Origin of the sequence: Actinocrispum wychmicini (assembly GCF_004345645.1) — a bacterium.
GTDB lineage: Bacteria > Actinomycetota > Actinomycetes > Mycobacteriales > Pseudonocardiaceae > Kibdelosporangium > Kibdelosporangium wychmicini.
Genome location: NZ_SLWS01000020.1, coordinates 142,584 through 155,040, shown reverse-complemented (window position 1 = coordinate 155,040; position 12,457 = coordinate 142,584). Strand labels below are relative to the sequence as shown.

The window sequence follows — 12,457 nt, the reverse complement described above, 5'->3', positions numbered from 1 at the left end:
GTGGACCCGGCGCCGTTGGAGATCGCCCGGCCTCGGTTGCCGTGGTGGACCCTGCTGCCCGGCTGGGTCAAACTGATCATCTCCCCGATCGTGCTCACCTGGCTGGTCATCTGGATTCTGACCAAGCTGGCGCGGGTGTGCTGGTACTACCCGTTCACGATCACGTTGCTCGTCGCGGGCCTGGCGCTGGACTGGTGGGCCGGTCACTACCTGGTGGGCGCAGTGGCGTCGGTGGGGATTGTCGGCCTGGTGATGTGGTGGTGGCGCTTCACGGAGTCCTTCACCCGGCGGTGCCGGTGGCTGCGCACCGAGTTCCGGCGGATGAGCGTCTATGCGTGGGAGTGGCGCACGGTGATGCGCCTGGCCAACCTGACCGGCACCGCGAAGGGCCGGGAGTACCGGCCTCGGTTGAAGCGGGTGCGCTCAGAAGGCTGGCGGGACAAGGTCGCCGTTCGGATGATCCAGGGCCAGGCGCCGGAGCAGTGGACCGAACGCGCCTCCGGCCTGGCGCACTCGTTCCACGCGAACTCGTGCCGGGTGCGGGTGACCGGACCGGGGCGGATCGAGTTGGACCTGATCCGGTCGGATCCGTTGACCGGCACGCTGCCGCTCCCGGCCATGGCCATGGATGTGTCGGCGGTGGATCTCAAGCGGATTGTGATCGGTCGGACCGAGACGGGTAGGCCGTGGCGGATTCGCCTGCTGGGTAACCAGATTCTCGTGGTCGGTGTCCAGGGTGCGGGTAAGGGTTCGATCCTGTGGTCGGTGGTGTGGGCGTTGGCGCCACTGATCAAAGCCGGTCTCGTCCGGCTGGTGGGGATCGATCCGAAGGGCGGGATGGAGCTCGGGCAGTGCCCCGAGGTGTTCCACCAGGTCGTCTATGACAACGGGCCGGACGCGGTGCAGCTACTGGAGGAGTTGGCGAACGAGGTTCGGACACGTGCGGGTGAGTATCGGGGCCTGCGGCGTCGCTGGAGTGCCGAGAGTGGTCAGCCGTTCACGGTGTTGATCGTGGATGAGTTGGCGGACGTGATCGCCTACCAGACCGACAAGCGGTTGAAGGAACGCGCTCAGGCGGCGATTCAAACGATCACCTCGCAGGGCCGGGCGCCGGGGTTCGCCACGCTCGCCTTGGTGCAGGACCCGCGTAAAGAAATCGTGCCGTTCCGCAACCTGTTCACGACCCGGATTGCGATGCGGCTGGATGAGGCCACCCAGGTGGACATGACCCTCGGCGATGGGGTGCGGGAGCGCGGCGCGGAAGCACACGAGATCTCGGAGTCGACCCCCGGTGTGGCGTGGGTGAAGGAGGACGGGAAGCGGGAACCGGTGCGGGCTCGGGCGTTCTACCCGACCGACAGTGATCTGGCAGACCTGCGGGCGTACATCAACGGGTGGACCGGTGAGGTGCTGCCGTTCCGTAGCCCGACCGGTGACGGTGAAGGGGGCGCGGCGGCATGAACACGACACCATCGATCGTGGAGCTGTTGGACGCGATTCGTGACCACCTGGCGGTGTTCGAGCTGCCGCAACCGTTCATTGTGGAGGTCTGCCGCGAAGCGCTGCGCCGCGACGGGCACGTGAGTGTCCACGTGGATGGGTATGACGGGCTGCCGGGCGTCGCTTCCTCGCTGCTGGCCTGGACGGACACACTGTCGGCGGCGACCGTCCAGCTATGGCGGCCACACAACAGTGCCCAGGTGCATGTGCACGTGATCGGCCACCTGACCGACGGCACCCGGGTGTGCGTGTGGAGCGGCACGCAGTACAGCCCGACCGTGGCCAACGTGGTCGGGATGGAGCCGGGTGAGCGTCGGCAGCTGCCCGTGGGTGTGCTGCGCGAGTGGGCAGGGGTGCGGTGATGAGCGCCACCAGTCGCGTGCTGATGTCGGTGTCCGAACACCTGGCGGGGTTCGAGCTGGGTGAGCCGGTGCAGGTCACCGTGGGTGCCTGCGGGGACTATTCCGCGGGAACGATCCAGCTGTCCGGGGCGTGCCTGCCGGAGTTGGCCGGTGAGTTGCTGGTGTGGGCGGACACTCTGGACGACGTGACCGCGTCGGCCTGGCGGCCGTCGTGCCCGGATGACGACCTGGTGGTGCTGGAACTGTGGGGTCGGCTCACCGACGACACCCCGGTGCGAGTGTTCGGTGGCCTGCTCGACGGACCAGGCGTGCCCGGCCTGGCCGCTGGCCGACGTGTTGAGCTGTCCTGGGTCCTGGTGCGGACCTGGGCGCTGCTGGCCGAAGGACTGGTCGCATGACCGGGACCAGCACGCACATGCAGCCGCCGGCGGGTGGTGTGGCCAGTGTCCCCCTCGACGTCACGGGCCGGACTCGGGCGGAACGGATGCGGGTGCCGTTGGCGGCCGACGTGGTCAAGGCGGCGGCCGAACAGCACGGGGTGTGTGTCCGGCCGTTCACCATGGAGGCCGGCGACCCGGAGACGGGGGAACTGCGCTATGTCGCGGTGCCGTGTGGGTCCACCGTGGAGTCGGTGTGTCGGCCGTGCGCGGTGAAGGCGAAAGCGTTGCGGGTCACCCAATGCCGGGAAGGATGGCACCAGACCGATGAACCAGACCTGACCCCGGAACCTCCCGGTGCGGATCACGCGGCGTTGTTGACGCTGCGGGCGGACCTGTTCACCGCCTACCAACACACCGTGGCCGTAGGGGATCTGGAGGAAGCGGAAGACCTGCGGGAGCAGATCACCCAGACCGACCAGGAACTTCGGCAACTCGGGATGCGCGGTCGGCTGCCGTCCCCGGACACCCCAGGCAAGCGAGCGGTGAAGCGGTCCACCAAGCGGCGCCAGGACGCCCCCGACCTGCCACGTAGGAAGGTCGCGAAGACCACCGTCGGGCGGGAGTACGCCGGTAAGTATCGGCCGTCGATGTTCGTCACGCTCACCCTGGATAGCTATGGGCGGGTGCTGGAGGACGGTACGCCGGTCCACGCGGACACGTATGACTATCGGCGGGCGGCGCGGGATGCGGTGCACTTTGCCTCGTTGGTGGACCGGTGGTGGCAGAACCTGCGCCGGGTGGTCGGCTGGGATGTCCAGTACTTCGGCACGGTCGAGCCACAACGGCGGGCGGCCCCGCATCTGCACGCGGCGGTTCGGGGTTCGATCTCGCATGAGGTGCTGCGGCTGGTCACGGCAGCGACCTATCACCAGGTGTGGTGGCCGACCCATGACGAACGGGTCTACCAGGACGGTGAACCTCTGCCTGAATGGGACAGTCGGGTTCGGTCGTTTGTGGACCCGGTCACCCGGGCGCCGTTGACGTCGTGGGAGGACGCGGTCACGGCAGTGGACGAGCCGGCGCATGTCGCGCGATTCGGGGTCCAGGTGCACTCGAAGGGCATCCTCGGCGACACCGAGGAGGCGGGGCGGCACATCGGGTATCTCACCAAATACCTAACCAAGTCGACGGGTGAGGTGATCGAAGCTGGCAGTGACCGGCAGGCGGCCCATCATGACCGGTTGCACGCGGAACTGTCGGTCACCCCGTGCTCGGCGTCGTGTGCGGTGTGGCTGCTCTACGGCGTCAACCCGAAGGGCGCCAACGCCAAGACCGTTGCGGGCCGGTGCAAAGGCAGGGCACATCGGCGTTCCACGCTGGGGCTACCGGGTCGGCGGGTGCTGGTCTCTCGCAAGTGGTCCGGCAAGACCCTGACCGACCATCGGGCCGACCGCAAAGCGTTCGTCGCTCAGATGCTCGCGACCGTCGGGATCGTCAAGCCGGCCACCGACACGTCCCGGTTGATCTGGCGCACGGTCGACCCATCCGACCAACACGCCCCACCCAGAGACCACCTGCTCATGCACGCCATCGCGCAACGCATCACCTGGCGGGCGGAATACGACTGGGCGCTGTTGGCGGCGGCCGGGCCACCCGGTGGGGATGTTTCGGCAACCACGGACACGGCCGGCGCCGTGGATGCGGCGTAGCGGGACCTCGGGGGAGGGGCGGAGAACATGACCACATATCGGGAAGCAACAGCCAGTCCGTTATGGACGCCTGCGGAGTTGGCGGCGTTCCTCCAGATCTCCGAAGCGACCCTTCGGGACTGGCGGCACAAGGGCACTGGCCCGACGTACAAGCGGATGGGCAAACACGTCCGCTACGACCCGGCCGACGTAATCACATGGCTGGAAGAGATCGACAGGGATAGCGCGGCCTAGCTGATTCTTTCGGCAACTGGACGGAGAGGGGACAACAACATGGCTGCTGGACACATCCAAGACCGGTGGTGGCGCGACAAACGCGACGAGAACGACAACGTGATCCTGAACGCGAAGGGTAAACCCGTCCGGGAAAAGACCGATTTGCACGGGAAGGGCCTCCGATACAAGGTCCGTTGGCCCGATCCCAACAACCCCGGCAAGGAGCTATCCGAATCGTTCGCGGACGGGAAGCTGACCCGAGCGAAGAATTTCCTTGCCACGGTGCAGACTGACGTCCTTTCGGGCGTGTATGTCGACCCGGACGCGGGAAAGATCACCCTGCGGTCGTACGTCGCTGGATGGCTCAAGGGGCAGTCGCAGGACGCCCACACGGTCCAGACCAACAAGCGGCGGCTGAATGCCCAGATCTACCCGTTCTTCAAAGAAGGCTCGTTGGAGTCCATCACTGTCGCGGTGGCCCGTAACTGGCTGGCCTGGATGAAGGGCAACAAGATCACTGAAGCGTACCGAGCGCACATCTTCGACCTGTTGTCAGCGATCTTGAGCGCTGCGGTTGAAGATAAGCTGATCCGGTCAAACCCGTTGCGCAACAAGAGCATCAAGCGACCTAAGCCCGAAGTGAGGAAGATCGTGCCCTGGTCGGAAGTCAAGATCAAGAAGCTTCACCTGGCGCTCCCGCACCGGTATCAGGTGGTGGTGCCGCTGGGGGCCGGTGCGGCACTGCGGCAAATGGAAGTATTCGGGCTAAGTCCCGACGACATCGATCGTGACGCGCTGGAACTGCATGTCAACCGACAGATCAGGTGGATCGACTCGCGCCCGGTCTTTGCGCCACCGAAGGGGGGAAAGACACGAGTGGTCCCGCTCGGTGAGGGCGTCCTCGATGCCCTCATCGACTACATGGACGGCTATGAGCCGGTTCGGGTTACGCTGCCGTGGCTGGAACCAACCGGGAAACCGATCACCGCCCGGTTGCTGATCGACAAGACCAATGACGGTATCGGACAGTTCCGGGGTCCGCTGACCAACAACCTGTGGCGGGGCGGCCACTTCCTCGACGAGGTGTGGAAACCCGCCTTCAAGGCGGCGGGCCTGGAGTACACCAACCGCCGCGACGGCATGCATGCTCTACGGCACTTCTGCGCCTCCAACTGGCTCGCGCAGGGCAGCTCGATCAAGGAAGTGTCGGACTACCTGGGCCACCATGACCCCGGCTACACACTCAGGATCTACACCCACCTAATGCCCTCCAGTCACAAGCGGGCACGGCTGGCCTCAAACAAGGTGTTCCAGCCACGCCGACCGACCGCCGCGACCGACGAACCCGGGACGGCCTGAGGACGGCCTAACAAGATCACAAACCCCATAGCGGCTGGTCAGAGCTGTACGTGTGAAGATGGACGGCATCTTTTCGAACAGCGTGTCTACCGACCGCGTCAGCAATGTCCTGACGTGGTCGGACACGTCTCCAAGCGCCAGTGCGCGGTTGACCGACAGTTCGGGGCGCCAGTCGTCGACCAGGTTGATCACCACACCAAAGGGTTCCAGGGCATCGCCGGGATCCGCGAGGACTCCACGCCGAACATCGGGACGCAGGTACAGGCCGTCCACCAACAAGGCGCCGCCGTGTTCACACCAGATCACCTGCCCACCGCCCGGCACCGCCTCGCACTGCACCAGCACACCATGGGCGTTGATGCCGTCCTGGTCCCACGCCGGACGCTCCCGAGGGACCAGTTCCGTGGACCACGTCTCGCGGCGGCCCTCGTGGTCGGCGACCGTCCGATGTTCCGCGACGCCAAGCACCTTCCGCAGGAGGTCGACACACGACGGCGGAGCTGCCCTCGGACCGGGATCACGCAGGTACAGCCGGACCGTGGTACCGATCTTGACGCTCTGGTCGACCGCCTTCCTGATCCGGAAGAGGTGGCCTGGGCCGGCGATGGTCACCTCGAGCGCTGGGCTCGGTTGATCGCTGGTGGTGTCCATTCGCCGAGTTGTCACGACGATCTTGTCGGCGATCATGAAGTAACTCAGCACCCCGATGCCGAACTGACTGTTCGGGGCGAAGCGCACCCCGTGCGTTTGCCATTTCGCCCACTGGCGTTGGAACTCGGCGCGCTCGACCAACCGGGTACCCGCGATCGCGAACACGCTCCGAAGCTCCTCCTTGTTCATCCCGACGCCGTCGTCGGTGCATTGCAGGTACGCGCGGCCCAACGAGTCCACGCCCTGTGTGAACGTGATTTGGCCCTGCCACTCCGCGTTGAGACCGTCCTGGACCTTGGCCTGATAGTCGTGACACGCTTTCCGGTAGCGGCAGGCATCAAGCGCGTTCTGGTACAGCTCACGGATCGCCAGCGCCGGATCACCGTAGAGCCGTTTCCCCATCAGCAGTTCCTGGATCCGGCTCTCGTCCATGCGGAAACGGGTGATTGGTACCTCGAAAGCCGGCTTGCCGCTCTCCCGCTCCGGCTTGACGTCGTCCGCGGACGCGCGGGTTGGCAGGGCGCGCAACGAGCCCAGCGGGCTGGAGTACTCGGCGAACCGCCTCACCGCGTGCAGGAGGGCATCCACCCAGGCGGCATGTTCTCGTAACGCCTCGTACTCGGCTTCATGTCGACAAGCTGCCTGCAATGTCACGGTGTCGCGCTGCGCCGGATTCCAGTGCCGTCCCCGCACGGCTTTGCGCAAGTGATCGAGCTCCACTGGCTCACCGATGCCAAGATGCTCAACCACCGTGGGAGACAGGGTAAGCAACTCGATGGCCCATGCCCGCGCCAGCAGCAGTATCAGGCTGAGTAGTTGCTCCCGCACCGGGATACCTGACACCCACCTGACCGGCTTGTCGACATGTTTCAGTTCGTCGACACCTAGCCGCATCGCTGCGACGACCTGGCCCAGGATATTGGCCAGATCCGTGGCGATTGGCACCTCGGCGAGCAACCCGTCCAGCAGATCTCCGGTTCCCACCCGGGGGGCGCCGGCCTCCCACCGATGGAAGAGCCACCACGCGATCGCTTCTGACTCAACGACCCGAGCCCGACTAACCAGACGACCCCACCGGGGAAGATGGAGAAAACGCTCGTAGGCGTCGCGGTCCGGGTCCGAAGAGCCAGTCTGTTCGAGCGTGGTCGGCTTGATCCGACTGAGCGACGACGCGCGTCGAACCCAGTGGACCTGGTAAACCAGGGGCGCCAGTGACAGCACAGCCCCCTCGGCCGCGGTGAGCTCCGGTGCTGATTCCCCCAGGAAATCGAACAGTCGCTCGACCTCGTCGGCGATCCGCTCGGCAAGGTCAGCTTCCAGCCACGGATCACCAGGCAGCGCCTCTTCGGCTTCGTGTCGGCGTAGCGCGAGATGATCAGCTGCGGCGACACACTCACGCCGCAGTGGGTCGTCCTCCTCCGTTCCGCTTCGGATCCACAACGACTGCCGCCCGACGAGCTGTGCCCACGCATGGGCATGTTGCTCAGGGGAACGCAGATCGTTGACGAACCGTTTGACCGCACGGTAGACGACAGAGTCGCGGTCCGCAGGTTTGCAGATGTCACGGTGGTTCGCATCCACCGCCACGACCAGAGTCCCGGCCAGGCCGGGATTCGCCGAGGTCGGGTCGACGACTCGGGTGCCCATGGTGCGATGGGCTTCGAAGAAGACCAAGTTCTGGACTTCGACCTTGTCGACCCAGTTCCGGTAGCGGTCACTGAGATTTCGCAAGTACGGTTGGTCGCGTTCCAGATCGCTGACAGCTGGAGTCGCCCGGTAGACAACGCCCAACGTCTGGACAGCTTTGGTGAGGTCCGCGCCAGTGTGCGGAGTGGCGAAGAAGACGACCCCCTTGGTCTGCGCTGCGAACACGGCGAACTCGGTGCGAGCTTCGGCGGCTTGGAGAAGGATCTCCTTGGCCAGCAATCCACCCATGCTGTGGGTGACGAAGCAGAGCGGCCGTTCGCCAATCCCATGGTTCCGAAGTTGCATCATGAGGTTGCCCGCTCGGTCCTGCAGCGGCATCGACTGGCCGCGCCACCCACTTGACCAGGCATCGTAGTCAACCGTCCAGACCGCGACATCCACGAACTCCTCGGCCAGCCACTTCGGCCAGAACGATTCCTTCTCCTTGCGTGACCACGTCTTACGTGCGTCGCCGTCCAAACCGTGGATGAACACCACATCCAGAACCGGGTGCTCCGGAGTGCCAACCGACAGAACTTTCGTCACCAGCGCACCCTCCCGCAGGCACCTTTGACACCGGTACCCCCGTGCGGTGCCAGAAGTGAACTGTCAGTGCGGTGGTCTTTGAAGACTTTCCTGGTTGCTGTCCGAGGGGTCGATGGCTGCCACGGATATCAGGGTGACGCCGAGGTCGCGGACCTTGGTAAGTAGCCCGTGCAGTTCCGACTGGTCGGAGACGTGACCGCTGATGCTGGTCGTGCCGTCGGGTTCGTGGGTCAGGGTGAGGTCGCTGAATCGGGTAGACCAGTGGTGGTCGAGGTGCCCGTCGACCCGAAGTGTGTAGTGAGTGGGTGCCTGTCGTCTGGGTGCCGGGGTCATCAGGCCACGCTGGTCGCGGGCCGAGCGACAGGGGTGCGTTGCTGGCGCCATAAGGAGTAGCCGAGGCCGATCAGGGCGACGCCGGTGGGGATGGCGAACAGTCTTTCGTTGATCTGCGGCAGCAGGGGGATCGCGATGGTCGCCAGGGTGCCGACGGTGAGGAGGGCGGCGGCCCACCGGGTGAGGATGTTGGCGCGGAACAGTGCGATGCCGAAGATGAAGCCGCCGGCCAGGTAGCCGATGCCGGAGACCAGGACGGCGGTCCCCATCAGGCCGATGTCGCCGATCGCTGTGCCGTGGAAGGCCACTGCGAGGACGTCGTTGACGTAGCCAGGTGCACGCTCGGCGAGGGCTGGCAGAACGTACGCGGCGACGAACTCGATGCCCAGCATGACAATGTAGCCGGCGCCGAACAGCACGTACCCGAGCAGGCCGAGCACTCCCATCTTCGTCACCTGGTGCAGGTACATCCCGGTGATGCCGGTGAGGGCCAGGGCGGCCATGAGCATCTTGAGGGTGTTGCGGACCACCCAATCGGTCGTGGTGACGGACGTGACGTCCATGTGGGGGTGGTTGACCTGGACGCCGAGGAACAGCAGTCCTGCTACGGCGGCGGCAACGCCCGCCGCTCGGGTGAGGGCCCTGGGGGTGATGGTCATGGCCGGGTTCCTTTCGGTGCTCCGTGGCGGGCGCCGCGGGTTGACCCAAAAGTAGGTTCGGGGATGGTGACCGGGCGTCATCCGATGATGTGACTGACGATGTGAGATCCCTGGCCGGGCGGTTACATCAGCCCGCGTTCCCGGGCGCGGAGCACCGCGGCCCGCCGGCTGGTGACGTCGAGCTTGGTGAAGATATGCCTGGTGTGTGTCCGCAGCGTGTTGTATGACACGAAGAGGTCGCGCGCGATCTGTGGCCCGCTCAGTTCGCTGTCAAGCAACTTGAGCACCTGCAGCTCCCGGGCGCTCAACGACTCCGCCGACCACGGCGCCGGGCGCTCGCCTTCGCCGGGAGCTTCGGCAGATGTGTGGAGGCTGAGCAAGCGCCGCGCATGGCCGCCGGTGACGTCGTGGTGTGTGGCGTCACGCAGCAAACCCATCATGGGGGCGCCCTCGTCCAAGAAGAGTCGGACGTACCCACCTGGTTCAGGTGCGTGCGCGAATGCTCGAGCCAGGGCGTCCAGAGCCTGTGGCCGATGGCCGTACGCGTGGTGCGCCAGAGCCTGCAGCATCCGGATCTCCAGGAGACTTCCGGCGCGGCATGAGGCATCGGCAGCGTCGTGTAGCCGGTCCAGCAGATGGGCTGCCTGGTCGAGCGTGCCGACGTCGAGGTCTGCCCGGTGTAGTGCGATGAGCAGACGCACCAAGGTGAGGTGGTCGAACTCCCTGAGGTAGTCGGGGTCGTCCGCGGCGGACACGCCTCGATCTTCGGCCCAGTCAACGGCCTGGGCAAGGTTGCCTCGGCTGATCCAGATCCGGGCCTTCATCGCCGCTATCGGACGCACGTCCGGGAAGAACCCCGGCCGGTAGAGCTGCTCCGCCGTGTCCAGGAGGGTGATGGCCTTCAGCGGGTCGCCTTCGGTATCGGCGGCTCGGCCCATGGCCACGAACCACCGGTATCGGCTCTCGGTCATCGCCGCACGCTCACCGATCGCCGCGGCCTTCGTGAGGTGGCGGTTGGCGTTGTCGAGGTCGCCGACTTCTGTGTCGATCTCGCTGATCCGCACGTGCAGGTCGGCGGTTGCGCGCGCCATGGGGTCGCCGTGCGCCTCAGCCAGCCGCAGTGCACGCTCACAGGAGCGGCGCGCCTTGCTGGGACGACCTGCCGCGAGCCACAGGTCGGCGAGCACGACCGTGCTGCTCAGCTCGTCGACGACGGCGCCGGCCGCGTGCAGGCTTGCCACCGCGCGCGTGAATGTCTCCAGCGCGCTCGACACGTCCCCGCGCGCCCACGCGGCGAGACCGAGAAACCCGGCCGCACCCCCACGCGCGAGATGGTCGGCGGGGCCGGCCAAGTCCAGCGCACGCTGCGCCTGTTCCGCCGTTCCCGCCACATCTCCTCGTGCCTGTGCGAGGGAGGCGCGGTAGACGGCGATGGTCGCCGGCAATGTACGGAGTTCTTCGGTTGTGGCCCACCGTGGAGTCGCACTGTCCGGTGCGGCGGCCAATGCACGTTCCGCGTCGTCGAGCCGGGCCTCGACCGCGTCGAGATCGCCGGCGACCATGAGCATGTATCCGTAGAAGACGCTGAGCACCGGGCTGCGCCGGACGGCGTCGTCGGGCAGGGCCTTCAGCCAGCCGAGCAGCATTGTTTCCTGACGGTGGCGTCGGATCGTCGGAACAGCCAGCTCCATGAGATAGGTCGCGCGGTCGAAGTCCCGGGCGGCCAGTGCGTGCCTGACCGCGTCCTCTGCCAGATCGTGGCGTTCGTACCACTGGCTGGCGCGCTGATGCAGCAGCGGGACAAGGTCGGGCTGCTCGGCGAGCATGCGCACTCGCAGCACGTCGGCGAAGAGGTGGTGATAGCGGTACCACTCCCGCCGATCGTCCATGGGGACGATCAACAGGTTGGCGCGCTCCAGGGACACGAGCATGACGCGCCCGTCGTCCCGGCCGGTGACGGCGTCACACAGTGGCCCCGTGAGCCGGTCAAGAACCGCTGACCGCAACAGGAAATCGCGAACATGGTTAGGCTGATGCCGCAGCACCTCCTCCAGGAGGTAGTCGACGATGTATCGATCGTCCCCGGCGAACTGTGCGATGAAGCCGCTGACGTCCGCACGACCCCGGATGGAGAGGGCGGCGAGTTGCAGCGCGGCGATCCACCCCTCCGTGCGTTCCTCCAAAGCCGCGACGTCCGCCCAGGTGAGGTCCAGCCCCGCCGCCTCGTTGAGGTACACGGCGGCCTCCCCGGACGTGAAGCGCAGATCCGCGGCACGAACCTCGGCCAGTTCCCCACGCACCCGCCACCGAGACAGCGGCAAGTCGGGGTCGGCGCGCGTGCTGAGCACGACGTGGACGTGGGGCGGTAGGTGCTCCAGGAAGAAGGCCACGCCATAGCTGACATCGTGGCTGTCGACCAAGTGGTAGTCGTCGAACACCAGCCAGACCTCGCCTTGTCCCGCGGCGAGTTCGTTCAGCAGCAAGGTGAGTAGATGTTCGGTCGGCAACGGGGAGGAGGCGATGAGCGCCAACGCACCCAGGCCCACGCCGGGTACCGCTGTGTGCAACGCCGTCACCACACACGTCCAGAACGACGCAGGGTCGCTGTCCTCCGCGTCGAGCGAAAGCCACGCCACGCAACGGTCCTCCCTGGCCGTCTCAGCCAGCCACTCGGCGAGGAGCGTCGTCTTACCGAACCCGGCCGGCGCGGACACCAGCGTCAGCCTCGACGCGGCATTGAGAAGCGCACAGAGCCGGGGCCGCGCCACCAGACCGGGCCGCGGCTTCGGGACATACAGCTTCGTCGCGATCACCGGACGTGCCATGGCATCCCACTCACGACCGGCGGGGAGAACGCCAGGGACGGCGTCCGTTTGAGCGCGGGCGCGCGAGGTGCTCTCAATCCCTTGAGACTACAGCATTTCTGTTTCCGCGGTGACAGCGAATACGCCGACGATCTGTGTCAACAGGGCGTCGCCCCGCTGGGATACATCGGAGGGCAGCCCGGTTTGCGGCCGTTCGGGGTGGGGTATCCAGGGATACGCGAAGCGAGTAGG

Annotated in this window: 10 protein-coding genes; 6 read left to right on the top strand and 4 right to left on the bottom strand. The window is 66.2% G+C overall.

What is annotated here, in order from left to right; genetic code table 11:
* From EV192_RS51370 to EV192_RS51345, 6 genes are all read left to right on the top strand, one after another.
* The coding region (locus tag EV192_RS51370) for an FtsK/SpoIIIE domain-containing protein (protein WP_243727618.1) at window positions 1–1,461 on the top strand (1,461 nt) is incomplete at its 5' end.
* Window positions 1,458–1,862 (top strand): hypothetical protein, encoded by a 405-nt coding sequence (locus EV192_RS51365; RefSeq protein ID WP_132126122.1) that lies wholly within the window; start codon window positions 1,458–1,460, stop codon window positions 1,860–1,862. The genes EV192_RS51370 and EV192_RS51365, both read left to right, overlap by 4 nt.
* On the top strand, window positions 1,862–2,260 hold the full coding sequence (locus EV192_RS51360) for a hypothetical protein (protein ID WP_132126121.1): 399 nt from the start codon (window positions 1,862–1,864) through the stop codon (window positions 2,258–2,260). The genes EV192_RS51365 and EV192_RS51360 overlap by 1 nt, the downstream gene beginning before the upstream one ends.
* Before the next feature lie 17 nt (window positions 2,261–2,277).
* Window positions 2,278–3,951, top strand: a complete 1,674-nt coding sequence (locus EV192_RS51355; RefSeq protein WP_165961038.1) for a replication initiator — start codon at window positions 2,278–2,280, stop codon at window positions 3,949–3,951.
* 27 nt (window positions 3,952–3,978) lie between these two features.
* Entirely contained in the window at window positions 3,979–4,185 is a 207-nt protein-coding gene (locus EV192_RS51350) for a helix-turn-helix domain-containing protein (protein WP_132126120.1), read from the top strand.
* 39 nt (window positions 4,186–4,224) lie between these two features.
* Complete coding sequence (locus EV192_RS51345) at window positions 4,225–5,526, top strand: tyrosine-type recombinase/integrase (protein ID WP_165961037.1); 1,302 nt, start codon at window positions 4,225–4,227, stop codon at window positions 5,524–5,526.
* Here EV192_RS51345 and EV192_RS51340 read toward each other — a convergent pair.
* From EV192_RS51340 to EV192_RS51325, 4 genes are all read right to left on the bottom strand, one after another.
* Window positions 5,464–8,409 carry an HD domain-containing protein gene (locus tag EV192_RS51340; protein WP_132126119.1) on the bottom strand — a complete coding sequence of 982 codons (2,946 nt, stop codon included), beginning with the start codon at window positions 8,407–8,409 and terminating at the stop codon, window positions 5,464–5,466. The two genes, EV192_RS51345 and EV192_RS51340, sit on opposite strands and share 63 nt — an antisense overlap.
* Before the next feature lie 63 nt (window positions 8,410–8,472).
* The gene (locus tag EV192_RS51335; protein ID WP_132126118.1) at window positions 8,473–8,742 is read right to left on the bottom strand and encodes a hypothetical protein; all 270 of its coding nucleotides are present in this window, start codon (window positions 8,740–8,742) and stop codon (window positions 8,473–8,475) included.
* On the bottom strand, window positions 8,742–9,401 hold the full coding sequence (locus EV192_RS51330; protein WP_132126117.1) for a hypothetical protein: 660 nt from the start codon (window positions 9,399–9,401) through the stop codon (window positions 8,742–8,744). Before EV192_RS51330 ends, EV192_RS51335 begins: the two co-directional genes overlap by 1 nt.
* A gap of 122 nt (window positions 9,402–9,523) precedes the next feature.
* Window positions 9,524–12,226: a winged helix-turn-helix domain-containing protein gene (locus EV192_RS51325; RefSeq protein ID WP_132126116.1), complete on the bottom strand. Its 2,703-nt coding sequence runs from the start codon at window positions 12,224–12,226 to the stop codon at window positions 9,524–9,526.
* Window positions 12,227–12,457: the final 231 nt, after the last annotated feature.

What these genes read in the sequence shown, in the direction of transcription:
- EV192_RS51365 (WP_132126122.1), top strand. Translation starts at nt 1,458, where the DNA reads ATGAACACGACACCATCGATCGTGGAGCTGTTGGACGCGATTCGTGAC.
- EV192_RS51360 (WP_132126121.1), top strand. Translation starts at nt 1,862, where the DNA reads ATGAGCGCCACCAGTCGCGTGCTGATGTCGGTGTCCGAACACCTGGCG.
- EV192_RS51355 (WP_165961038.1), top strand. Translation starts at nt 2,278, where the DNA reads ATGCAGCCGCCGGCGGGTGGTGTGGCCAGTGTCCCCCTCGACGTCACG.
- EV192_RS51350 (WP_132126120.1), top strand. Translation starts at nt 3,979, where the DNA reads ATGACCACATATCGGGAAGCAACAGCCAGTCCGTTATGGACGCCTGCG.
- EV192_RS51345 (WP_165961037.1), top strand. Translation starts at nt 4,225, where the DNA reads ATGGCTGCTGGACACATCCAAGACCGGTGGTGGCGCGACAAACGCGAC.
- EV192_RS51335 (WP_132126118.1), bottom strand. Translation starts at nt 8,742, where the DNA reads ATGACCCCGGCACCCAGACGACAGGCACCCACTCACTACACACTTCGG.
- EV192_RS51330 (WP_132126117.1), bottom strand. Translation starts at nt 9,401, where the DNA reads ATGACCATCACCCCCAGGGCCCTCACCCGAGCGGCGGGCGTTGCCGCC.
- EV192_RS51325 (WP_132126116.1), bottom strand. Translation starts at nt 12,226, where the DNA reads ATGGCACGTCCGGTGATCGCGACGAAGCTGTATGTCCCGAAGCCGCGG.